The following is a 23,952-nucleotide window of genomic DNA, read 5'->3' on the forward strand; positions in this document are numbered from 1 at the left end:
CCCCGTTGCGCCCTGTTGCGCGCCGGTGCGGCGATGGGCCGCGGATGGATGCAGAATCCCGATGCATGAACATCATCATCCTGGACGACTATCAGGACGCCGTGCGCAAGCTGCGTTGCGCGGCCATGCTGGAGCCTTACCACGCGAAGGTCTTCACCAACACGGTCAAGGGCATCGGCCAGCTCTCGGTGCGGCTGCGCGATGCCGACGTGCTGGTCCTGATCCGGGAACGCACGCAATTCCCGCGGCAGTTGTTGGAAAAACTGCCCCGGCTCAAGCTGATCTCCCAGACCGGCCGGGTGGGCCCGCACATCGACATCGAAGCCTGCACCCGGCTGGGCATCGCCGTGGCCGAGGGCGTGGGCTCACCGGTGGCGCCGGCCGAGCTCACCTGGGCGCTGATCATGGCAGCCATGCGCCGGCTGCCCCAGTACATCGGCAATCTCAAGCACGGGGCCTGGCAGCAGTCGGGCCTGAAGGCCGCCTCCATGCCCCCCAACTTCGGGCTGGGCATGGTGCTCAAGGGCAAGACGCTGGGCGTGTGGGGCTACGGCAAGGTCGGCCAGCTCGTGGCCGGCTACGGCCGGGCCTTCGGCATGAAGGTGCTGGTGTGGGGCAGCGAGGCTTCACGCCAGCGCGCCCAGGCCGACGGCTTCGATGCCGCCTTCAGCCGTGAGGCCTTCTTCGAATCCAGCGACGTGCTCTCGCTGCACCTGCGCCTGGTGCCCGAGACCCGCGGCATCGTCAAGCTCGACGATCTGCTGCGCATGAAGCCCACGGCGCTGTTCGTCAATACCGCTCGGGCCGAGCTCGTGGAGGACAACGCCCTGGTCAGCGGTCTGAACAAGGGCCGCCCGGGCATGGCCGCCGTGGACGTCTACGAGACCGAACCCCCTCTGCCCGGGCATCCGCTGCTGCGCCTGGAAAATGCCGTGTGCACCCCGCACATCGGCTACGTCGAGCAAGACAGTTATGAGCTGTACTTCAGCGCGGCCTTCCAGAACGTCATCAACTTCATCCAGGGCCAGCCCACCAACCTGGTCAATCCCGATGCCTTGAAGGTCTTTCGCGGATGAGCCCGCCCCCTGCCCCGGGACCGCAGGCGCTGGGCTCGACCCGGCGTGTGCTGATGCTGGGCAACTTCGTCATCGGCTGCGGTGTGATGGTCGTGGGCGGCACACTCAACGACCTGGCACACTCCCTACAGGTCTCGGTGGCCGTGGCCGGCCAGCTCATCGCGATCGCCGCCGTCGTGATGGCGGTGGGGGCGCCAGCGCTGGCTGTGTGGGTCTCGGGCTGGGACCGCCGCCGCCTGCTGGTGGGCGCCCTGCTGTGGTATGCCGTCGGCCATGGCCTGTGCGCACTGATGCCCGATTACGGCCACCTGTGGCCGGTGCGGGCCCTGACGATGCTGGCCGCCGCCGTCTTCACCCCCCAGGCGGCGGCCGCGATCGGCCACATGGCCCCGCCGCCGCAGCGCGGGCGCAGCATCACCACCGTGTTCCTGGGTTGGGCCTTCGCCTCGGTGCTGGGCATGCCCCTGAACGCCTGGATCGGCGAAACCTACGGCTGGCGTGCCGCGATGGCCTTCGTGGCGGTGCTGTCGCTGGGGGCGGCCCTGCTCGTCCACCGCCGCATGCCGGCCGGGATCCAACCGCCGGGCCTGAGCCTGCGCGCCTGGCGGGGCGTGATCGCCAGCCCGGTGCTGATGGCCATGGTCGGCGTGACGGCCCTGGCCGGAGCCGGGCAGTTCACCGTCTTCTCCTACTTTGCCCCCTACTTCCGCGACGTGTTGCAGGCCACGCCGGGCCAGCTCGCGCTCATCTTCGGCTGGTTCGGCCTGTGGGGGCTGGCCGGCAACCTGGTGCTCTCGCGCACGGTGGACCGCATCGGGCCGCACCGGGCGGTGGCCTGGCTGGTTGGCCTGATCGTGCTGAGCATGGCCTTGTGGCCGCTGGGCCGTGGCTTGGGCCTGACGCTGCTGGTGCTGGTGCCCTGGGGCCTGAGCTGCATGGCCTCGAACTCGGCCCAGCAGGCCCGGCTCGGTCATGTGGCCCCGTTGCTCGCCCCGGCCCTGATGGCGCTGAACACCTCGGCGATCTACGTCGGGCAGGCGGTGGGGGCCGCCACCGGCGGTTGGCTGGTCGCCCGCTCAGGCTATGGCGGGTTGCACTGGGTGGGTCTGGTCATGGTGGTTGCCGCCCTGGGCCTGAGCCTGTGGGCGCAGCGGGCCTGCGCACGTGCGGCGCCCCTGCCCGGCGCCCACGGGTAGCCAGCAAGGCTCAGCCCAAGGCCGACTGCAGCAGCGCCGGCAGCGGGCCGATGGCTTTCAGCGCATCGGGCGACGCATCGGCCGCCACCTCGGTCCACGGCCAAGGATCGTGAAAGCGCACCTCGGTGCGCCCGTCGGGTCCGCGCACCACGTCGATCTGCAGGGGCAGTTCGATCTCGCGGCTGCCATCGTCCATCACCACCGGGGTGACGCCGCCGGACAAGCCCAACACCAACGTGGCCCCGGGCCGCTCGTGCGGGACCCGCTTGGCAAAGACGACCAGGCCGTGAGACGAGGCGGCTGCCTCGATCTTGGAGACCGTCTCCTCGACATCGTAGGGACTGACCAAGGCATGGCGGCCAGGGCGTTCGACGGCTTCTTCCGTCTTGCCGCGCGCCAGGGGAGAGCTCAGGGCGGCCATCACGACGGCCACACAACCGGTCATCCACAGACGCAGGGGTGCACGGCGTTGCAGGGAACGTGGCATGGACTCCTCCTTGCGATACGACATACGACCGGTGTGACGACCCGCAGGCGCAGGTGCGCACACACCTCTCGCGGGCATCCCAGGACCGGCATCGGCCGCCGTGTGGGCGGCGTGCCCGGGGCTCGGGCGGCCAGGCCGGTGGGGCCGCCCGCCCAGGGGATGCCCTGGACAACGACGCTGTTTTACAACGAATTGGAGGCGTCTGTGTGAATTTCTATTGACAGTTCGATATTTTTACAATTGGCTGCGAAAGCCGTCGGTCATCGATCAATCGTGCTTGGTGCCGAAGATCTTGTCCCCGGCATCGCCCAGGCCGGGGATGATGTAGCCGTGCTCGTTGAGATGGCTGTCGATCGCGGCCGTCCAGCAGCGCACGTCCGGATGGGCGGCATCCAGGGCCCGGACGCCTTCGGGGGCCGCCACCAGCACCAGGGCCCGGATGTCCTTGCAGCCTTTGCGCTTGAGCAGGTCGATCGTGGCGTTCATCGAGCCCGCCGTGGCCAGCATGGGGTCGATGATGAGGGCGGTGCGCGCCTCCAGGTTGCCCACGAAGTTCTCGAAATAATGCTCGGGCTGCAAGGTGTCGTGATTGCGCGAGAGCCCCACGACACTGATCTTCGCGTTGGGAACCATGTCGAGCACGCCGTCGAGCATGCCGATGCCCGCCCGCAGCACGGGCACGACCGTGACCTTCTTGCCCTTGATGCGATCCACCTCGGTGGGGCCGCTCCAGCACTGCAGCGTGACCTTCTCGAGCGGAAAGTCGGCGGTGGCCTCGTAGGCCAACAGTCGGGCCACCTCGGAGGTCAGCTCGCGGAACTTCTTGGTGGAGATGTCGGCCTCGCGCAGCAGGCCGATCTTGTGCTTGACGAGGGGGTGCTGGACTTCGATGACAGGCATGGGACTCACCGGGAAGAAGACTTCGGCCCGGCAGTGCCGCCGGGCCGGCATGCCCGCAGTGTAGCGAGCCCCGCCCGGCGGGCAGGCTCGGGGGCTCAGCGCCTCTGTCGCAGCGCCTCGTACAGGCAGATGCCGCTGGCCACCGACACGTTCAGGCTCTCGACGGCGCCGCGCATCGGGATCGAGACCAGTTCGTCGCAAGTCCTGCGGGTGAGCTGGCGCAGGCCCGGCCCCTCGGCCCCCAGCACCAGGGCCACCGGACCCTTCAGATCGACGTCATAGACGGTCCGTGGCGCCTCCCCGGCCGTCCCCACCACCCAGATGTGGCGCTCCTTGAGCTCGCCCAGCGTGCGCGCCAGGTTGGTCACCATGAAATAAGGCACCGTCTCGGCCGCGCCGCTGGCCACCTTGGCCACCGTGGCGTTCACACCCACGGCATGGTCCTTGGGGGCGATCACCGCATGGGCGCCGGCACCATCGGCCACCCGCAGACAGGCCCCGAGGTTGTGCGGATCGGTCACGCCGTCGAGCACGAGCAACAGGGGGGGGCCGTCCAGACCGTCGAGCAGATCGTCCAGCGAGCGCGCCATGGGCAGCGGCTGCACCCTGGCCACCACCCCCTGGTGCCGGTGCGTGCCGCACAGCCGTTGCAGCCGATCGTCATCGCTTTCGATCAGCCGCACCCCGGCTTCCTGGGCCCGGGCCAGGAACTGGCGCATGCGCTGGTCGCGCCGACCGGCATCGGCATGGATCTCGATGATGGATTGCGGCGCGGTCTTCAGGCGCACCGTCACGGCATGGAAGCCGAACAGAATCTTCGCAGGGCTCAAGGTCGGGACTTTCGTGGACAGCGGCTCCATGGTAGCCGCGCTGCGCGGCCGCACGTGCTCAGACGGCTTCGGCCGCCGGCATCAGGCGGCCGGCTTCGAGGCGGATCTGGCGGTCGCAGCGGGCGGCGATGCCGCGGTCGTGCGTGACGAGCACCAATGTGGTTCCGCGCTCGCGATTGAGGGTGAACATCAGTTCCATCACGGTTTCGCCGGTGGCGAAGTCCAAGCTGCCGGTGGGCTCGTCGGCCAGCAGCAGCTCGGGCTCGACGACAAAGGCGCGGGCCAGGGCCACGCGCTGCTGCTCGCCCCCCGAAAGCACCCGCGGATAGTGGCGCAGCCGCTCGCCCAGCCCCACGCGCTCGAGCATCGCCGTGGCGCGCTGGCGGGCATCGGGCCGGCCCTGCAGCTCCAGCGGCAGCATCACGTTTTCCAGCGCCGTCAGATTGGTCATGAGCTGGAAGCTCTGAAAAACGAAGCCGACCTTGGCTGCGCGCACCGCGGCGCGCCGGTCTTCGTCCAGGGTGAAAAGGTCCACCCCGTCCAGACGGACCGTGCCTTCGCTGGGGGTGTCCAGGCCGGCGATGATGGACAGCAAGGTCGACTTGCCCGAGCCGGAAGCTCCGACGATGGCCACCGATTCCCTCGGGGCCAGTGCGAAATCGATATCGTGGAGAATCGTCAGCGTGCCGGTGGAGTCCGTCACCCGCTTGGTCAGACGCTCCACGGCGATGATGGGTTCAGTCATGATCGTGCGCTTGCCAGGACGCCGCCACTTTATCGCGGCCACCACATTCCTCGCCTTTGCCGGGTTATCGCACCCCGTCGCGGCCTGGGCCGATGCGCCCGCGCGCATCCTCGTGGTGGGCGACAGCATGTCCGCCGAGTACGGCATCGCCCGCGGCAGCGGCTGGGTGGCGCTGCTCGAGCAGCGCCTGCAGCGCGAAGGCATCGCCGCCACCGTCGTCAATGCCAGCATCAGCGGCGACACCTCCGCCGGAGGCCGCTCGCGCCTGCCCGCGCTGCTGCGCCAGCACCAGCCCACGCACGTGGTGATCGAACTGGGCGGCAACGACGCCCTGCGCGGCCTGCCGCTGGAGTCCACCCAGCGCAACCTGGCCGAGATGACCCGGTTGTCGCGCCAGGCCGGCGCCCGCGTGCTGCTGGTGGGCATCCAGGTGCCACCCAACTACGGCCGGTCCTACACCGAACGCTTCGCCGCGGTCTTCGAGCAGGTGGCCTCCGACGAAAAGGTGCCCCTGGTGCCCTTCCTGCTGCGCGGGGTGGCCGATGTCCCGGAGGCTCCCCGCTTCTTCCAGCCCGACCGCATCCATCCGAACGAAGCGGCCCAGCCCCTGCTGCTGGACAATGTGTGGCCCGCCTTGCGCCGGCTGCTCAAGCCTTGAGGCGCCCGGGATGCCTGTCGTTCCCGTCTGCGCGGCCGACGCGATCGCGCGCCTGGACCGCTTCGATGCCATCATCGATGCTCGCTCACCGGCCGAGCACGCCCTGGATCACCTGCCCGGGGCGCTGAACTGGCCCTCGCTGGACGACGAACAACGGCGCATCGTGGGCACCTGCTACAAGCAGGTCTCGGCCTTCGAGGCCCGCAAGATCGGGGCCGCCATGGTCGCCCGCAACATCGCCGCGCACATCGAGCGTGAGGTGATGGACAAGCCCAAGGACTGGGAGCCGCTGCTCTACTGCTGGCGCGGCGGCCAGCGCTCCGGGGCGCTGGCCCTGGTGCTGGGGCAGATCGGCTTTCGCGTGCATCTGCTGGAAGGCGGCTACAAGGCGTGGCGCCGGCAGGTGGTGCACGACCTCGAGGCCCTGCCCGCCCGCCATGCCTGGCGGGTGCTGTGCGGACGCACCGGCTCTGGCAAGAGCCGCCTGCTGCAGGCCCTGAAGGCCCAGGGGGCCCAGGTGCTGGACCTGGAGGCCCTGGCCGAGCATCGGGGTTCGGTGCTCGGCCTCCTGCCGGGGCGCCCCCAACCCTCTCAGAAGCAGTTCGAGACCCGCATCTGGCAGGCCCTGCGGGGGTTCGACCCGGGCCGGGTGGTCTATGTGGAAAGCGAGAGCCGCAAGATCGGGCAGTTGCAGGTGCCGCCCGCGTTGATCGAGTGCATCCGCGCCGCCCACTGTCTGAGCATCGACCTCGCCCTGCCCGAGCGCATTGCATTGCTGATGGAGGACTACGACTTCTTCGTCCGCGACGTGGACGCCTTGTGCCGGCAGCTCGACCACCTGGCCGCCCTGCGGGGGCGGGCGACGGTGGACGGCTGGAAGCAGGCCGCGCGAGAAGGCCGCATGGCCGAGATGGTGGAGGCCCTGCTCGTGCAGCACTACGACCCGAACTACGAGGCCTCCACACAGCGCAATTTCGTGCGCCACGCGCAGGCCCGCCGGCTCGCACCCGCATCATCCTCGCACGAGGCCTTCATGGCCTTGGCCCGCGAGCTGATCGGTGGCGGCGACTCGCCCTGAAAACCACCCCACGGCCGGGCTTTTGCATGCCCGGCCGGTTCGCCAGGCACCAGGCCGTCCGCAGGGACGGCATCGATCAGGCCACCCCACGGCCGGGCTTTGCATGCCCGGCCGGTTCGCCAGGCACCGGGCCGTCCGCAGGGACGGCCCGGTGTCCTGGCTCACCCCATGTGCAAGCCGCCGTTGATGGAGAAGTCGGCGCCGGTGGCAAAGCCCGAATCGTCAGAGGCGATCCAGGCCACGATGGAGGCGATCTCCTCCGGCGTGCCCAGGCGCTTGACCGGGATGGTGGCGATGATCTTCTCGAGCACCTCGGGCTTGATCGCACGCACCATGTCCGTGCCGATGTAGCCCGGGCTCACCGTGTTGACCGTGACCCCCTTGGAGGCGAGCTCCTGTGCCAGGGCCATCGTGAAGCCATGCATGCCGGCCTTGGCGGCCGAGTAGTTGGTCTGACCGGCCTGGCCCTTCTCGCCGTTGACCGAGGAGATCTGGATGATCCGGCCCCAGCCGCGCTCGACCATGTCGGGCACCACCTGCTTGGTGACGTTGAACATGCTGTTCAGGTTGGTGTCGATCACCGCATGCCAGTCCTCCGGTGTCATCTTGAGGAACATGCGGTCGCGGGTGATGCCGGCGTTGTTGACGAGCACATCGATCGGGCCGTGCTCGGCCTTGGCCTTGGAGAATGCCTGCACGGTCGAATCCCAGTCGGCCACATTGCCGACCGAGGCGTAGAAGGTATAGCCCTGTTCCTTTTGCTGGTCGAGCCACTTTTGGTAGTCGCGGCTGGGCCCGCAGCCAGCGATGACTTTGAACCCGCTCTTGGCCAGGCGCTGGCAGATCGCGGTGCCGATGCCGCCCATGCCGCCGGTGACGTATGCGACTTTCTGACTCATGTGATGCTCCTGATGAAGTTTATGCGGCCCGGATCCAGCGTCGACCGAAAGGCCTTGCCGGTCAACCCGTACTCTCCCTGTGCACCCGGGCCTGGACGTTGGGATTCCTCAGCGTTCGACGGTCAGTGCAACTCCCATGCCACCGCCGATGCACAGCGAAGCCAGGCCCTTGCGGGCATTGCGCCGCTGCATTTCGTGCAGCAGCGTGACCAGGATGCGGCAGCCCGAGGCGCCGATCGGGTGCCCGATCGCGATGGCTCCGCCGTTGACGTTGACCTTGCCCGTGTCCCAGCCCATTTCCTTGTGCACGGCACAGGCCTGTGCGGCGAAGGCTTCGTTGATCTCGAGCAGGTCCAGGTCGGCCGGCTTCCATCCGGCACGCTCCAGGGCCTTGCGGGCTGCGGGCACCGGCCCCATGCCCATGTAGGCCGGGTCCAGGCCGGCGCTGGCATAGGAGGCGATGCGCGCCAGCGGCTTCAGGCCGAGCTGGTCGGCCTTCTTCGCGCTCATCACGACCACGGCCGCTGCACCGTCATTGATTCCCGAGGCGTTGCCGGCCGTCACGCTACCGGACTTGTCGAAGGCCGGACGCAGACCAGCCAGGGCCTCGGCGTTGGTCTTGCGGTTGATGAACTCGTCGGCGTCGAAGACGATGGGATCCCCCTTCTTCTGGGGAATGTTCACCGCGACGATCTCGTCGCGGAACCGGCCGGCATCCTGCGCTGCGGCGGCCTTCTGCTGGGACGCCAGGGCCAAGGCGTCCTGCTCCTCGCGGCTGATGCCGTACTTCTTGGCCACGTTCTCGGCGGTGATGCCCATGTGGTACTGGTTGTAGACGTCCCACAGGCCGTCGGTGATCATCGAGTCGATCATCTTCCAGTCGCCCATGCGCTGGCCCTCGCGCGAGCCCAACAGCACGTGCGGGGCCAGGCTCATGTTCTCCTGGCCCCCGGCCACGACGATCTCGGCATCGCCGTCGCGGATGGCCTGCGCGGCCAGCATCACCGCCTTCAGGCCCGAGCCGCAAACCTTGTTGATGGTCATGGCCGGCACCGCCTGGGGAAGCCCCGCCTTGATGACGGCCTGGCGTGCCGGGTTCTGCCCACAGCCGGCCTGCAGCACCTGACCCATGATGACCTCGCTGACCTGCTCGCCCGAGATGCCGGCACGGCGCAGGGCCTCGGCGATCACGATGGCCCCGAGTTCGGCCGCCGGCGTGCGCGCCAGTGTGCCGCCGAACTTGCCCACCGCGGTGCGGGCCGCGGAAACGATGACGATGTCGCTCATGATGTTCTCCTGCTGTGAAACGGTGTCAGGCCTTGGCCTTCACATAGCGGCCAGGGGCGGGTTCGATGGGTTTGTACCGGCGGTTGCCGGGGGCGCGGGCAGCGGCGACCTGCCGGCCTGCATGGTCGGCGAGCCAGCGTGCCCAGCCGGTCCACCAGCTCCCAGGGTGTTCGGTGGCACCGGCCAGCCAGGCCTGCGGATCGGCCGGCAGCCGGGCATTGGTCCAGTGGCTGCGCTTGTTCTTGGCCGGCGGGTTGATGACGCCGGCGATGTGCCCGGAGGCTCCCAGGACGAACTGCTTCTTGCCCTTGAGCAGCCGGGTCGATGCGTATGCGCCTTGCCACGGCACGATATGGTCTTCGCGTGACGCGTAGATGAAGGCGGGAGCCTGGATGCGGCCGAAATCCACGGGCTCGCCGCAAACCGTGACCTTGCCTGGCACCGCCAGGTTGTTCTCCAGGTAGGTGTTGCGCAGGTACCAGCAGTACATCGGTCCGGGCAGGTTGGTGCTGTCGGAGTTCCAGTAAAGCAAATCGAAGGGCGGCGGGGTCTCCCCCTTGAGGTAGTTGCCCACCACATAGTTCCACACCAGGTCGTTGGGACGCAAGAAGGAGAAGGTGGCCGCCAGTTCCTGGCCCTTGAGCAGGCCTGGCCCGGTGGGGCTGCGCTGTCCGATGGTCATCTCGCGCAGCTGCACGGAGGCTTCGTCGACGAAGATGTCGAGCACACCGGTGTCGCTGAAATCGAGGAACGAGGTCAGGAGTGTCAGGCTGTGGGCCGCCTGTTCGCCGCGCGCGGCCAAGACGGCCAGCGCCGTGGCCAGGATGGTGCCGCCGATGCAAAAGCCCAGCGTGTTGATCTGCTCGCGCCCGCTCACCTCCTGCACCACGCGCATCGCGCGGATCGCGCCGTCGTCGATGTAGTCGTCCCAGGTGAGGTGCACCATGCTCTCGTCGGCATTGCGCCAGCTCACCACGAAGACACGGTGTCCCAGCTCCACCGCGTAGCGGATGAGCGAGTTGTCCGGCTGTAGGTCGAGGATGTAATACTTGTTGATGCACGGCGGCACGATCAGCAGCGGCCGTTCGTACACCTTGGCCGTCAGCGGTTTGTACTCGATGAGCTGAAAGATCTCGTTTTCGAAGATCACCGAGCCCTCGGTGGTGGCCACGTTGCGTCCCACCTCGAAAACGCTCTCGTCGGTCTGGGACAGGTGGCCCTGGCGGATGTCGGCCAGCAATTGGCGCAGACCCTGGGCGATGCTCTGGCCGCCGGTCTCGAGCGCGCGCCGCTGGGCCTCGGGGTTGAAAGCCAGGAAGTTGCTCGGCGCGGTCGCGTCGATCCACTGCTGCACCGCAAAACGCAGGCGCGCCCGGGTCTTCTCATCGGTCTGCACGCTGTCGGCAAGGTTGAGCAGGGTGCGGGCATTGAGCAGGTACACCGAGGCCAAGTAGGCCGCCATCGGGTTCTCGGACCACTCCCTGGCGGCAAAGCGCCGGTCCGCAGGCTTAAGCGCGCCGTCGCCGCCGGCGCCGATGAAGCCGTTCCACAGAGCCGTGGCTTCCTTCAGGTATTCCGCCTGCAGGGCGGACAGCCGCTCGGCCGGGACATTGAGCCGGGCCAGGGCCGCCATGGCATCACCCACGTTCTCTGCGAAGGCCTGGGCAGGGTCGTGTGCGGTGGAGGTGGGTCGCTTCATCTGCTCCTCGAGGGGTCGTCGCGTGCGGGGCCGTCGACGTCGGGGCCTCGCAGCAGGGTTGCCAATGCCGCTTTTGTACACCGGCCGCATGGCGAAACCGGACATACCGGAGCGCGCATAATTGGCGGTTGTCTTTTTGCTTGACGAATGCCAGAGGGCCCCGCCCCAGGCCGCGTCCGGATCTGCCCCCATGTCCATGTACCTCGTGGCGATTGCCTGGCTGTATGTCGCGCTGATGATGGCGGTGGCCGAAGCCTCCAGCACGCAGGGCTCGGTGCTGGGTGCGGTGGTCACCTTTCTGTTCTACGGGGTGGGTCCGGTCTCGCTGGTGATGTACCTGCTGGGCACGCCTGCGCGCAGACGGGCGCGGCGGGCCGCGCTGGCCCGTGAGCAGGCGCCCTCCCCCTCTTCAGCCGACCCAGACGAGCGCAGCCATGCGGCCCGTGCGGCCGTCGCGCCGGAACGAGAAGAACCGTGAGCTCTCCTCGACCGTACAGGCGCCTAGGGCGCTGATGCGTGTCACCCCGCAGGACGTCAGTCGGTCGCGGGCCAGGCCCGGCAGATCGGCCAGCCACTTGCCGGCTTGCGCGCCCGGGCGGAAACGGGCGGCCGCGCCGGTGTGCACCCGGCAGAAGGCCTCCCGCACCTCCGCCCCCACCTCGAAGCGTCGGGGGCCGATGCACGGTCCCAGCCAGGCCACGAGTGAGCCGGGATCGCATCCGGTGGCCTGGCACAAGGCCGCCACCGTGTTCTCGAGCACACCACCGGCCAGTCCACGCCAGCCGGCATGGGCCGCCCCGACGCCGCGGCCGCCGTCGTGGGCCAGAAGCACCGGCAGGCAGTCGGCCACCAGAATCGTGCAAGCCAAACCCGGCGTGGTGCTCACGGCTGCGTCGGCCACGACCGGGGGCTGGCCCCTGCATCCCTCGCTCAGATGCACCACATCGTGGCCATGCACCTGCTGCAGGTAGACGGGGGTGACGCCCAGGGCCTGCGCCAGCCGCTCCCGGTGGCGCCGGACCGTCGCGGGATCGTCGCCCACATGGTCGCCCAGGTTGAAGCTGTCATAGGGGGCATGGCCTTGGCCGCCCCGGCGCGTGGTCATCACGGCCCCGACACCGGGCGGAGCCGGCCACTCGGGCGTGAACCAGCTTTCCGTGCTCACGCCTGGGCGTCCGGGCAGTGAGACGGCTGGGCGGCGACGAAGGCCGGAAGCTGCATGCAATGCTCGAAGATCCGCATCACGGTGGGCACGTGGTCAAGCCGGCAGTCGAAGCGCTGTGCATTGAAGATCTGCGGCACCAACACGCAGTCGGCCAGCGTCGGCTGGTCGCCATGGCAGCAGCGCCCGGTGGCCGGTGAGCCGGCGAGCAGGCGTTCCACGGCCTCCAGGCCGGTCTCGACCCAGTGACGGTACCAGGCGTTCTTGGCCTCTTCGGAGACGCCGAGTTCGCGCACCAGGTAGCGCAGCACACGCAGGTTGTTCAGCGGATGGATCTCGCAGGCGATCGACTGCGCCAGCGCCCGCACGCGCGCCCGGCCGGCCGGATCGGCGGGCAACAGCGGCGGCTCGGGATGGGTTTCGTCCAGATACTCGATGATGGCCATCGACTGGGACAGGGTCAACGCCCCGTCCTGCAACACCGGCACCAGCCGCTCGGCCGACACCTCGGCGAACGGCGGCGAGAGCTGCTCGTTCTTGACGAGGTGGACGGGCACGTAGTCGTAGCGCAGGCCCTTGAGTTCGAGAGCGATGCGTACGCGAAACGACGCGGAGGAACGAAAGTAGTTGTACAGCTTCATGACGGGTTTGGCACCGGACACTCACTCGATGATGCGCACCTGCAACTCGGGCAGGCCTTCGATGCGGCCCACCAGCAGATCGCCCGGAACGACCGCTCCCACACCTTCGGGCGTGCCGGTGAAGATCAGGTCTCCAGGGGCCAGGGTCCAGGCGCTGGACAAATGCTCGATGACTTCGGCCACGCTCCAGATGAGCTTGCTGGTGCGGCTGGACTGACGCACCTGCCCGTTGACACTCAGCTCGATGACGGCATCCAATACCCCCGGCGCCTGATCCGCCGGCACGATGGGCCCGATGGGGGCGGATTCCTCAAAGCCCTTGCCGATGCACCAGGGACGCCCCTGCTTCTTCATCTCGTTTTGCAGGTCGCGCCGTGTCATGTCCAGGCCGGCGGCATAGCCCCAGACGTGCGACAGGGCCTGCGCCGCGGGAATGTGGCGACCGCCCCGGCCGATGGCCACGACCAGTTCCATCTCGTGATGCAGGTTGCGCGTCAGACCGGGATAGTGCATTTGGCCCACCTCACCGGCGCGCACCGGCAGCACGGCGTCGGCGGGTTTGAGGAAGAAGAACGGCGCCTCGCGCCCTGTGTGCCCCATCTCGATGGCGTGCTCGACGTAGTTGCGGCCCACGCAGTAGATGCGGTGCACGGGAAAGGTGTCGGCCGAGTCGGCCACGGGGACACGCGCGATGGCCGGGGTGGCGATGACGTCGCTCAAGGGAAACTCCGCAGGACAAGGTGCGGGGATGCTACACCGGTGCGGGCCGTCGCGGGTACAGGGGCGCGCTACACTGCCGCCCATGCTCCATGCCCGCCAGATCAAGCACTGCAGAGCCTGTGGCACCGCGGTCGAGTACCTCGTCCCTGCCGACGACAATCGCGAGCGTGCCGTCTGCCCGGCCTGCGGGACCGTGCATTACGTCAACCCGCTGAACGTGGTGGGCACGATCCCGGTCTGGGGCGACCAGGTGCTGCTGTGCCGCCGCAACATCGAACCGCGCTACGGACTGTGGACCTTGCCCGCCGGCTTCATGGAGCTGGGCGAGACCACCGAGCAGGGCGCCTTGCGCGAGACCGACGAGGAGGCCGGCGCCCATGTGGCGCTGGAGGGCCTGTTCTCGGTGCTCAACGTGGTGCGGGTCGGGCAGGTGCACCTGTTTTACCGGGCCCGCCTGCTCGACACCGATTTCCACCCGGGCCCCGAGACGATCGAGGTACGCTTGTTCACCGAGCACGAGATCCCCTGGGACGAGCTGGCGTTTCGTACGGTGCGCGAGACCCTGCGGCGCTATTTCGAGGACCGCCGGCGGGGTCAGTTCCGCGTCCACACGGCCGATATCACCTGAAGCCCGCTGCCACAGCCCCTGCGCATGACCGTCACGCCCGCCTCCACCACCGCCCAAGCCTCGCCGGCCTCCCCCGGACCGGCCGCCGAGCGGGCAGCCCGCCTGCGCGAGGACCTGGTCCATGCCGACCCCCTGCTGGACTGCCTGATCGAGGTGTGCCGCCTGCACGGCCAGTCGGCCACCCGCGCCAGCCTGTCGGCCGGATTGCCGCTGGTCTCAGGCCGGCTGACGCTGGCCCTGGCCGAACGCGCCGCCGCCCGGGCCGGCATGGCCTGCAAGCTGCAACGCCGCTCGCTGGACGACATCGATCCCGCACTGCTGCCAGTGATCGCGCTGCTCAAGGGCGACGAGGTCTGTGTGCTGCTGGGCTGGGATGAGGGCAGAGAACACGCCCGGGTGCTGCTGCCCGAATCGGGCCAGGGCGCGGTCAGCTTCACGCGCGCGGAACTTGCCGAGCGCTACAGCGGACTGGCGCTGTTCGTGCGGCCGCACTTCCGCTTCGACGAGCGCACGCCGCCGATCCGCCCGCCGCGTTCGCGCCATTGGTTCTGGGGGGCCGTACTGGAGCAGCGCTTCGTCTATCGCGATGTCCTGTGGGCCGCGTTGCTGATCAACCTCTTCGCCCTGGTCTTCCCGCTGTTCGCGATGAACGTGTACGACCGCGTCGTGCCGAACCACGCCGTCGAAACCCTGTGGGCCCTGGCCATCGGCGTGGTGCTGGTGATTGGCGCCGACCTGCTCATGCGCACCCTGCGCGGGCGCTTCATCGACGAGGCCAGTGCGCGCATCGACGTGCAGATCTCGGCTTCGCTGATGGAGCGGGTGCTGGGCCTGCGGATGGAGCACCGGCCCGAATCCGTCGGCTCCCTGGCTGCCAACCTGCGCAGCTTCGAGCAGGTGCGCGACTTCATCGCCTCGTCCACCGTCACGGCCCTGATCGACCTGCCCTTTGCCATTCTTTTTCTCGGACTCATCGCCTGGATCTCGCCGTGGCTGGTGCTGCCGGTGCTGCTGGCCTTCGGCGGCGTGCTGCTGCTCGGCGTGGTGCTGCAGGGGCGACTGCATGCCCTGGCCGAGCAGACTTACCGCGCCAGCGCCATGCGCAATGCCACGCTCGTGGAAAGCCTGACGGGTCTGGAGACGATCAAGACCCAAGGCGCTGAGAGTGTGATTCAGAGCCGCTGGGAGCGCGCGAACCAGTACCTGGCCGGACTGAACGTGCGCATGCGCCGGCTGTCGGCCGGCGCCCTGCACGGCACGGCCAGTGTGCAACAGCTGGTTTCGGTGCTGGTCATCCTCGTCGGCGTGTACCTGATCGGCGAGCGCGAGCTGACCATGGGCGGACTGATCGCCTGCACGATGCTGGCCTCGCGCGCCCTGGGTCCGGCCGGCCAGATCGTGGGGCTGCTCATGCAATACCAGGGCGCACGCACCGCGCTGGAGTCGCTCAACAAGATCATGGCCCAGCCGGTGGAGCGTCCGGCCGGCGCCCATTATGTGCAGCGCAGGGAGTTCAAGGGCGAGATCGAGTTCCGCGACGTGCACTTCGCCTACCCCAACCGGCAGGACCGTGCGCTGGACGGCGTGAGCTTCAAGATCGCCCCGGGCGATCGTGTGGCCCTGATCGGGCGCGTGGGCTCGGGCAAGTCCACCATCGAAAAGCTCATCCTCGGCCTGTACCGCCCCGAGCAGGGCGCCGTCTTGCTCGACGGTATCGACGTGCGGCAGCTCGACCCGGCCGACGTGCGGCGCAACGTGGCCTACGTCTCCCAGGACGTCACTCTGTTCTACGGGACATTGCGCGAGAACATCACCCTGGGCCTGCCCTATGCCGACGACTCCACCTTGCTGGCCGCGGCCGAGGTCGCCGGGTTGCTGGAGTTCGTCAACCGCCACCCGCTGGGCTTCGACATGATGGTCGGCGAGCGTGGTGAATCCCTCTCCGGCGGCCAGCGCCAGGCGGTGGGCATCGCCCGGGCGGTGTTGCACAACTCGCCGGTGCTGTTGCTGGATGAGCCCACCAGCGCGATGGACTTCTCCAGCGAAGCCCACATCAACGCGCAGATCAGCCGTTTCGCCCAGGGCAAGACGGTGGTGTTGGTGACGCATCGTACGTCCCTGCTCTCGCTGGTCAACCGGGTGATCGTGGTGGATGCGGGCAAGGTGGTGGCCGACGGGCCGCGCGATCGCATCCTCGAGGCGCTGTCCACCGGCAAGATTGCGAGGGCCGCATGATCCGGCGCTGGTGGACCCTGTGGCGCAGCGCGGGCCAGTCGACCGAGACCGCAGCGCCGGCGCGCCCCTTCCAGGGATTCGAATTCGAAGCCGAAGAGGTCATGAGCCGACGGGCCACGCACCGTGCCCAGCGCATCGTGCGCGTGGCGGTGGTGATCACCGTGGTGCTGGTGGCCTGGGCCGCGGTGGCACGCGTGGACGAGATCACACGCGGCGAAGGCCGGGTCATCCCTTCACGGCAACTCCAAGTGGTGCAGTCGCTCGACGGCGGGGTGGTGGCCGAGATCCTGGTGCGCGAAGGCCAGGTGGTGGAGCCCGGCCAGCTCCTGCTGCGTATCGACGAGACCCGGGCCGTGTCCGGCGTGAACGAAAGCCGAGCCCAGGCCTTTGCCCTGCGCACGCGGGAAGCCCGGCTGCGCTCGATCGCCGAAGGGGTGCCGTTTTTGCCGCCCAGCCCGTCGGCGGGCAATGCTGAGGAAGCCCGCATCGTCGAAGAGGAACGACGTCTGCTCGAATCCCGTCAGGCCGAGCTGCGCAACTTGCTGTCGATCAACCAGCAGCAGTTGCTGCAGCGTCAGCAGGAACTGGCTGAAATGCGCGCGCGCCGCGTCTCGGCCCAGCAAGCCCTCGATCTGGCCCAGCAGGAACTGAACAAGACCCGCCCGCTGCTGGCTTCGGGGGCCGTCTCCGAGGTCGACGTGCTGCGGCTGGAACGCGACGTGGCCCGGCTGCGCGGCGAGACCGAGCAGGCCACCGCCCAGATCGCCCGCGTCCAGGCGGCCATCGGCGAAGCCCAGCGCAAGATCCAGGAAACGGAAATGACCTTCCGCAACGAGGCCCGCAAGGAACTGTCGGAGGTGCTGGGCACGTTGGCCGCGCTCAACGAAAGCACGGTGGCGCTGGCCGATCGGGTGGACAAGACGGCCGTGCGCTCGCCGGTGCGCGGCACTGTGCAGCGGCTGCTGGCCAACACCGTCGGCGGCGTGATCCAGCCCGGACGCGACATTGTCGAGATCGTGCCGCTGGACGACGCCCTGCTGCTCGAAGCACGCATCCTGCCCAAGGACATTGCCTTCATCCGGCCGGGTCAGGAGGCCATCGTGAAGTTCACGGCCTACGACTTCGCCATCTACGGTGGCCTGAGCGCCAAGGTCGAGAACATCAGTCCGGACACCGTCGTGGACGAACGCGGCAACGCCTACTACGTGATCAGGGTGCGCACCGACCGCCCCTCCCTCGGCGAGCACCTGCCCATCATCCCGGGCATGACCGCCGAGGTCGATATCCTGACCGGCAACAAGACCGTGCTCGACTACCTGCTCAAGCCCATCCTGAGAGCCAAATCGGTGGCACTGACCGAACGCTGAAGAAGCGACGTCACGTCGGCGGCGAACGCTCGTTCAGACCGTCTCTTGCGTGATCTTCATCACGAAAAGCTTCCGATTCCGGCTGTTTCTGCACGAGCGCCTCGTCCAGGGCAACCGAACGAAACCGTCCTGGTCGATCGGCGTGCAACAAATCGCTGAAAACCGCCCCCTTTTGTGGGCTTTGTCACACATCACTCGGTCCAATAAGCCCCATTGAGCTCAGGGCCCTCGGTATCCTGAAGTCACAACAAACAATCGTCACCAACTGCAACAACGACTGAGAGGATTGATCGAGATGGCCACTGCGACTGCTCCCGTGATCGGAACTGTGTCCTCCATCGTTGGACAGGCCTTCGCCCGTGATCCGTCGGGACGGTTGCGTCCCTTGAAAGTGGGCGATGTCCTGCGGGAGGGCGAGGTCCTGGTGCTGGCCGAAGGTGCCCACGTGGAGCTGGAGGATGCCTCGGGCGCCCTGTTCGTTCCGCGCACCGCAGAAATCCTCGAATCCGGTGTCTCGCAACCCGCAGCTGCCGCCACGCGGTCGCCGGCCGGTGGCAGCGAAGAGATCGACCGGGTCATCCAGTCGCTGGAACCGGGGAGTGCTAACGACGAGGACGCCCCGGCCGCAGGTCTGAACGCCGATGCGGCCGGCAGCGAGGGCCTGCCACCCGGACTGCGGGTAGAACGTGTGGCCGAGACGGTCGAAGGCCAGCGCCTCAGTCTCCCCGCCTCGCCCCAGGAAAGCAGTGGTGCCGAGCCTGAGTCAACGCAGCGACCGGTTGTGGCGTCAGTGCGCCCTGCACCAGAGGGCGACACTGAAGCGCCGACGGTCACCATCATGCCGGGCCACAGCCTGCTGCCCTCGGGCGGATCGACCTCCATCACTTTCGAGTTCAGCGAACCTGTCTCCGGCCTGACCGTCGATGCCATCCTCACCACAGGCGGCATCCTGAGCAACCTCGTCCAGACCGGCCCTAGCACCTGGACCGCGACCTTCACCCAAGCAGGCACCGAGGCGCCGAGCATTTCCGTCGTCGGTGGCAGCTACACCGATCTGGCTGGCAACGCCGGTGCCGGGGCTTCGCTGGCCATGACCGCCGACACTGCCGCCCCCACCCTCACGATCACCGCGGCTGACACCTTGCTGGCCGCTGGTGAGTCCACGACGGTGACCTTCAGCTTCAGTGAGCCGGTGACCGGCTTTGACGCTTCGGACATCACGGTCACGGGCGGTACGCTCTCCGGTCTGACCCAGACTGGGCCCTCGACCTGGACGGCCACCTTCACGCAGTCGGGCACGGATGCCCCGAGCATTGCGGTTGGCGCGGGCAGCTACACCGATGTCGCGGGCAACGCAGGTACAGGCGCCTCGCTGGCCATGACCGCCGACACTGGCGCGCCCACGCTGTCCATCACCGCGGCTGACACCTTGCTGGCCGCCGGTGAGTCCACCACCGTCACCTTCACGTTCTCGGAAGCCGTCAGCGGGTTTGACGTATCTGATATCACGGTCACGGGCGGCACGCTCTCGGGTCTGACCACGAGCGACAACATCACCTGGACGGCCACCTTCACGCAATCGGGCACCGATGCGCCGAGCATTGCCGTCGGTACCGGCTCCTACACCGATCTGGCTGGCAATGCCGGTGCCGGAGCTTCGCTGACGCTCTCCGCCGACACCGCTGCACCCACGCTCACGATCACTGCGGCCGACACCTTGCTGGCCGCTGGTGAGTCCACGACGGTGACCTTCAGCTTCAGTGAGCCGGTGACCGGCTTTGACGCTTCGGACATCACGGTCACGGGCGGTTCGATTTCCGGCCTGACCCAAACTGGGCCCTCGACCTGGACCGCCACCTTCACGCAATCGGGCACCGATGCGCCGAGCATCGCTGTGGCCGGTGGCAGCTACACCGATGTCGCGGGCAACGCTGGCACAGGCGCCTCGCTGGCCATGACGGCCGACACCGCTGCACCCACCCTCACAATCACCGCGGCTGACACCTTGCTGGCGGCTGGCGAGTCCACGACGGTGACCTTCAGTTTCAGTGAAGCGGTGGCCGGCTTTGACGCTTCGGACATCACGGTCACGGGCGGTTCGATTTCCGGCCTGACCCAAACTGGGCCCTCGACCTGGACCGCCACCTTCACGCAGTCGGGTACGGATGCTCCGAGCATCGCGGTCGGCGCGGGCAGCTACACCGATCTGGCCGGCAACAGCGGCAGCAGTGCCTCCCTCACTCTGGCGGCCGACACCGCTGCGCCCACCCTCACGATCACCGCGACCGACACCTTGCTGGCCGCTGGCGAGTCCACGACGGTGACTTTCAGCTTCAGCGAGCCGGTGGCTGGGTTTGACGCTTCGGACATCACGGTGACCGGGGGCACGCTCTCTGGTCTGATCCAGACCGGACCGAGCACCTGGACGGCCACTTTCACGCAGTCGGGTACGGATGCTCCGAGCATCGCGGTCGGCGCGGGCAGCTACACCGATGTCGCGGGCAACGCAGGTACAGGCGCCTCGCTGGCCATGACGGCCGACACCGCCGCACCCACGCTGTCCATCACTGCGGCTGACACCTTGCTGGCCGCCGGTGAGTCCACGACGGTGACCTTCAGTTTCAGTGAAGCGGTGGCCGGCTTTGACGCTTCGGACATCACGGTCACGGGCGGTTCGATTTCCGGCCTGACCCAAACTGGGCCCTCGACCTGGACCGCCACCTTCACGCAAGCGGGTGCCGCTGCCCCGAGCATTGAGGTTGCCGGTGGTAGCTACACCGATCTGGCCGGAAATGCCGGTGCCGCTGCATCCTTGAGCATGACGGCGGACATCGTTGCCCCAGTGATCGACCTCGACGCATCCGAGGCCGGCACGGGATATCAGGCTGCGTTCATTGAGAACGGAAGCCCGATTGCCATCGGCGATACCGATCTGTCGATCAGTGACGTCGATTCTCCGACGCTGACCGGTGCAACCGTGGCCTTAACGAACCCGCAACCCGGCGATGTCCTCAATCACGGTGCGCTGCCGCCGGGCATCATTGCCTCGCTGTCGGGTCACACGATTACTTTCAGTGGCACCGCGTCGTTGGCCGACTATGAGGCGGCCATCCGGTCCGTGACCTTCTCCAACACGAGCGAAAACCCTGCCACTGTCGATCGGATCGTGAATGTCACGGTCATCGACCGCAATGGCAACGTCTCTTCTCCCGCCACGGCCGTCATCGAAGTGCATGCGATCGACGATGCTCCTCAGCATTTCTTGCCGGGTTCCGTGACGATGGCAGAGGACTCCTCCGTCTATCTGCTGCCAGGCACGTACCTGGATGACGTCGACAGCGCCTCCGTTACCACCACCATCAGCACGGCCATGGGCACCCTCACCCTGGGCTCGACCGCCGGCGTGACCGTCTCGGGCAACGGTACGGGCAGCGTCACCCTCTCGGGCTCCCCGGCGGCCATCAATGCTGCCTTGGTAGGCACCACCTATGTCCCGCTCGCCGACTATCACGGCCCGGCTTCCATTACCGTCACCACCACGGACGGCACCAGCACCGTCACCGATACGCTGTCTCTGACCATCACGCCGGTGAGCGACATCGTCGACGACAGCTTCACGATCAACGAGGACACCTCAGCCACCCTGGACGTGCTGGCCAACGACACGTTCTCTGATCCGGGCCGCACCATCACCGCCGTCGATGGTCAGCCCATCGTCGCCGGCGGCCCTGCGGTGGCCGTGGCCCACGGCAGCGTGAGTCTCACTGCGGGTGGGATGCTCGTTTTCGTGCCCGAGGCCCATTATCACGGTCCGGCCAGCTTCAGCTACACCGTTACTTCTGGAGGGACGACGGAGACAGCCTCGGTGTTCTTGAGCATCACTGCGGTCAACGACGCGCCCGTCGCTGCCAACGTCTCGAGCTCCGGCAACGAAGATGGCGGGGCCATTGCGATCACTCTCTCGGCCTCGGATATCGACGGCTCCGTCGTTGGCTACACACTTACCAGTGTGCCGACCAACGGCACGCTGTATGCCGATGCCAGCCTCAGCACGGTGATCCATGCGGGCGAGACGGTTAGCTCGCCGACCCTGTATTTCGTCCCAGCCTCTCATTGGAGCGGCTCGGTCAGCTTCACATACACGGCGTCGGACAATGACGCAGCCACTTCTGCGCCGGCCACGGCCAGCATCGATGTCGTCGCGGTGGCCGATGCACCCGCCTTGAGCTTCACACCGCCCACCGCCGTCAGTCCGGCCCCCAGCACCGACACGGCGTCGGGCCGCGGGCTGATCATGAACCAGTACACCAACGTCGCCGCCGCAGGCTCAGGCGCCACCGAGCGCTTTGCCGACAATCTGCCCGGGATCATGGCCGGCATGACGCCCACGTCTTCGACCGTTGTCAGCGACTTTGATTTGTACAACAACTCCCAGGACAGCAACTCGCAAAACGCAGTCGCCACCGGCAATGGCGTGAGTCTGCTCGGCCTGGTATACCTCGAAGGCGGCCGCAGCTATACCTTCACGGGCTATGTGGACGACACCTACTCCCTGCGCATCGGTGGCACCGTCGTCGCCTCCGAAAACCACGACAGTTGGGGCAATCGAACCTGGAACTTTACCCCGTCTCAAAGCGGTTACTACAGTTTTGAGATGTACCTCGCCAACAACTCGGGGGCCGGGGCGGTCGAAATCAAGGTTCTCAACGGCGACGGCTCGACGTCTGCGCTCAGTTCGCTGCCTCTATTCACCAGCATCGATGTGGTCGACGCGCAAGCCATGCCCCACGGCCCCTTCGTGAGCGTAGGCTCTGGTGGCTACTATCCGCTGGTTGCAAACGAAGGCAGCCCAGACAGCTTCATCAGCCTGAGTGGCATCAATGCGACCCTGAACGACACCGACGGATCGGAATCCATCTCGTCGATCATCCTGTCGGGCCTTCCGGTGGGGTCTACGCTCACCGATGGCAGCTCGAGCTTCACGGCCACTGCCACGCAAACCTCTGTGGATGTCTTGGGTTGGAACCTGGCCACGCTGAGGTTGCGTCCGCCCGCCGGTTACACAGGACTGATCGATCTGGAAGTCAGCGCGACATCGCAGGAAAGCGCCAACGCGCACACCGCCACCGCGAACGCTTCCTTGCAGGTGCGCGTCCATGCTCAGCCACAGATGTACGTGCCCCAAGCCTTGACCGTCGTCGATCGACCGGGCTCCAACACCGATGCCGAGTACCGGACGATCAACTTCCCCATCCAGATCGCCAACAGTGCGAACGTGCACACCATTCGAATCAGCGGCCTGCCGCAAGGCACGGTGCTCCAGTCGGGCGCGCAATCGGTCACCGTCGGTGCCACCGGCGAAGTCGCCTTGAGCTTGAGCAGCTGGGATCTTTCCCAACTGACCGCACTGTTCCCACAGATCACAACGGCCAATTCGACGAACTATTCGACCGTCGTGGTCACGGCCGAAGACGGCTCTGCCTACCCCGCCAGACACCAGATCGACCTGTATCGATCAGTCACCACGACGGGCACAGCCTCTGCCGGGAATGCCGACAACAACTTCATGACAGCCACTGGTGCAAGTGGCGGCGACGGCGATGACCTGATCAACGGCAACAACAGTGCCAACACCCCCAGCGGCGGCAATGGCAACGACCTCATCTTCGGACGTGGCGGCAACGACACCTTGACCGGCGGCAATGGTCACGATCGCCTCCTGGGTGGAGACGGCAACGACATCCTTCAAGGCGATGCAGGCCATGACATGCTCGTCGGCGGCGCAGGTAACGACACCCTTTATGGCGGAGCGGGCCACGATGTCTTGATAGGTGATGCAGGCGACGATCGACTCGAAGGAGGCGATGGCGACGATCTGCTGATGGGTGGCGACGGCAACGACACGCTGATCGGTGGTGCCGGGCACGATTTTCTCGCCGGCGGCGCCGGCAGCGACACCCTGACCGGCGGTGCCGGCGCCGACGTCTTCGCCTGGCGCTTGGCCGACCGTGGTACGCCCGGCTCAGCCCCCACGGACATCATCACCGACTTCAACAACGCGCCCGGTGGGGATGTGCTCGATCTGCGCGATCTGCTGGTCGGCGAGCATTCGGGCAACCTGGCGAACTATCTCCACTTCAGTTCGTCGGGCGGCAACACCACGATCTCGATCAGCTCGACCGGCGGGTTCGCCAGCGGGTTCAACAGCGCCGCGGTCGATCAGGTCATTCAGATCACCGGGGTCGATCTGACAAACGGGTTCACCAGCGACCAGCAGATTGTCCAGGACCTCCTGCAGCGCGGCAAACTGATCAGCGACTGATGCGGCATCACCCGGGGGCGGC

Annotated in this window: 19 protein-coding genes; 9 read left to right on the forward strand and 10 right to left on the reverse strand. The window is 67.4% G+C overall.

The genetic code is table 11. The features are described from left to right. The first annotated feature begins 65 nt into the window (after positions 1–65). Positions 66–1,076, forward strand: a complete 1,011-nt coding sequence (locus AC1ECW_RS07455; RefSeq protein ID WP_409705618.1) for a D-2-hydroxyacid dehydrogenase family protein — start codon at positions 66–68, stop codon at positions 1,074–1,076. Continuing rightward, on the forward strand, positions 1,073–2,272 hold the full coding sequence (locus AC1ECW_RS07460) for an MFS transporter (protein ID WP_409705621.1): 1,200 nt from the start codon (positions 1,073–1,075) through the stop codon (positions 2,270–2,272). Before AC1ECW_RS07455 ends, AC1ECW_RS07460 begins: the two co-directional genes overlap by 4 nt. 10 nt (positions 2,273–2,282) lie before the next feature. Here AC1ECW_RS07460 and AC1ECW_RS07465 read toward each other — a convergent pair whose 3' ends face one another. The 4 genes from AC1ECW_RS07465 to AC1ECW_RS07480 form a co-directional block, all read right to left on the reverse strand. After that, on the reverse strand, positions 2,283–2,759 hold the full coding sequence (locus AC1ECW_RS07465; protein ID WP_409705623.1) for a DUF302 domain-containing protein: 477 nt from the start codon (positions 2,757–2,759) through the stop codon (positions 2,283–2,285). A 267-nt stretch (positions 2,760–3,026) separates the two neighbouring features. Next, positions 3,027–3,659, reverse strand: coding sequence for a uracil phosphoribosyltransferase (gene upp / locus AC1ECW_RS07470; RefSeq protein ID WP_409705626.1), 633 nt, complete (start codon positions 3,657–3,659; stop codon positions 3,027–3,029). A 95-nt stretch (positions 3,660–3,754) separates the two neighbouring features. Beyond that, positions 3,755–4,489: a 23S rRNA (guanosine(2251)-2'-O)-methyltransferase RlmB gene (rlmB, locus tag AC1ECW_RS07475; RefSeq protein WP_409705629.1), complete on the reverse strand. Its 735-nt coding sequence runs from the start codon at positions 4,487–4,489 to the stop codon at positions 3,755–3,757. Between the two features lie 58 nt (positions 4,490–4,547). Beyond that, the gene (locus AC1ECW_RS07480; protein ID WP_409705632.1) at positions 4,548–5,234 is read right to left on the reverse strand and encodes an ABC transporter ATP-binding protein; all 687 of its coding nucleotides are present in this window, start codon (positions 5,232–5,234) and stop codon (positions 4,548–4,550) included. Here AC1ECW_RS07480 and AC1ECW_RS07485 point away from each other — a divergent pair. Both AC1ECW_RS07485 and mnmH read left to right on the forward strand, forming a co-directional pair. Beyond that, positions 5,233–5,892, forward strand: coding sequence for an arylesterase (locus AC1ECW_RS07485; RefSeq protein WP_481201540.1), 660 nt, complete (start codon positions 5,233–5,235; stop codon positions 5,890–5,892). The genes AC1ECW_RS07480 and AC1ECW_RS07485 overlap by 2 nt on opposite strands. 10 nt (positions 5,893–5,902) lie before the next feature. After that, positions 5,903–6,970 (forward strand): tRNA 2-selenouridine(34) synthase MnmH, encoded by a 1,068-nt coding sequence (mnmH, locus tag AC1ECW_RS07490; RefSeq protein WP_481201541.1) that lies wholly within the window; start codon positions 5,903–5,905, stop codon positions 6,968–6,970. Positions 6,971–7,131: 161 nt separating this feature from the next. Here mnmH and phbB read toward each other — a convergent pair whose 3' ends face one another. The 3 genes from phbB to phaC form a co-directional block, all read right to left on the reverse strand. Further along, positions 7,132–7,869 (reverse strand): acetoacetyl-CoA reductase, encoded by a 738-nt coding sequence (phbB, locus tag AC1ECW_RS07495; protein WP_481201542.1) that lies wholly within the window; start codon positions 7,867–7,869, stop codon positions 7,132–7,134. A 108-nt stretch (positions 7,870–7,977) separates the two neighbouring features. Further along, positions 7,978–9,156, reverse strand: a complete 1,179-nt coding sequence (locus tag AC1ECW_RS07500) for an acetyl-CoA C-acetyltransferase (protein WP_409706362.1) — start codon at positions 9,154–9,156, stop codon at positions 7,978–7,980. A gap of 25 nt (positions 9,157–9,181) precedes the next feature. Then, positions 9,182–10,855, reverse strand: a complete 1,674-nt coding sequence (phaC, locus tag AC1ECW_RS07505) for a class I poly(R)-hydroxyalkanoic acid synthase (protein WP_481201543.1) — start codon at positions 10,853–10,855, stop codon at positions 9,182–9,184. 190 nt (positions 10,856–11,045) lie between these two features. Here phaC and AC1ECW_RS07510 point away from each other — a divergent pair, with 190 nt between their 5' ends. Continuing rightward, positions 11,046–11,333, forward strand: a complete 288-nt coding sequence (locus AC1ECW_RS07510) for a hypothetical protein (protein ID WP_409706368.1) — start codon at positions 11,046–11,048, stop codon at positions 11,331–11,333. On the opposite strand, the gene pgeF is transcribed toward AC1ECW_RS07510, so the two are convergent. Genes pgeF through AC1ECW_RS07525 form a run of 3 tightly spaced genes read right to left on the reverse strand, consistent with a single transcriptional unit; the run spans position 11,265 to position 13,378 of the window. After that, on the reverse strand, positions 11,265–12,020 hold the full coding sequence (gene pgeF / locus AC1ECW_RS07515) for a peptidoglycan editing factor PgeF (protein ID WP_409706372.1): 756 nt from the start codon (positions 12,018–12,020) through the stop codon (positions 11,265–11,267). The two genes, AC1ECW_RS07510 and pgeF, sit on opposite strands and share 69 nt — an antisense overlap. After that, positions 12,017–12,658: a maleylacetoacetate isomerase gene (gene maiA, locus AC1ECW_RS07520; RefSeq protein WP_481201544.1), complete on the reverse strand. Its 642-nt coding sequence runs from the start codon at positions 12,656–12,658 to the stop codon at positions 12,017–12,019. Before maiA ends, pgeF begins: the two co-directional genes overlap by 4 nt. Positions 12,659–12,679: 21 nt before the next feature. After that, on the reverse strand, positions 12,680–13,378 hold the full coding sequence (locus tag AC1ECW_RS07525) for a fumarylacetoacetate hydrolase family protein (RefSeq protein ID WP_481201545.1): 699 nt from the start codon (positions 13,376–13,378) through the stop codon (positions 12,680–12,682). Between the two features lie 82 nt (positions 13,379–13,460). Between AC1ECW_RS07525 and AC1ECW_RS07530 the strand changes: the two genes are divergently transcribed. The 4 genes from AC1ECW_RS07530 (at position 13,461) to AC1ECW_RS07545 (ending at position 23,930) form a co-directional block, all read left to right on the forward strand. Next, positions 13,461–14,006, forward strand: coding sequence for an NUDIX hydrolase (locus AC1ECW_RS07530; protein WP_409706381.1), 546 nt, complete (start codon positions 13,461–13,463; stop codon positions 14,004–14,006). A gap of 24 nt (positions 14,007–14,030) precedes the next feature. Next, entirely contained in the window at positions 14,031–16,241 is a 2,211-nt protein-coding gene (locus AC1ECW_RS07535) for a type I secretion system permease/ATPase (protein ID WP_409706384.1), read from the forward strand. Further along, positions 16,238–17,608 carry an HlyD family type I secretion periplasmic adaptor subunit gene (locus tag AC1ECW_RS07540; RefSeq protein WP_409706387.1) on the forward strand — a complete coding sequence of 457 codons (1,371 nt, stop codon included), beginning with the start codon at positions 16,238–16,240 and terminating at the stop codon, positions 17,606–17,608. The genes AC1ECW_RS07535 and AC1ECW_RS07540 overlap by 4 nt, the downstream gene beginning before the upstream one ends. 295 nt (positions 17,609–17,903) lie before the next feature. Then, positions 17,904–23,930, forward strand: a complete 6,027-nt coding sequence (locus AC1ECW_RS07545) for a retention module-containing protein (RefSeq protein ID WP_481201546.1) — start codon at positions 17,904–17,906, stop codon at positions 23,928–23,930. The last annotated feature ends 22 nt before the right edge of the window (positions 23,931–23,952 follow it).

The sequence above is a fragment of the Caldimonas hydrothermalis genome, from assembly GCF_056746695.1.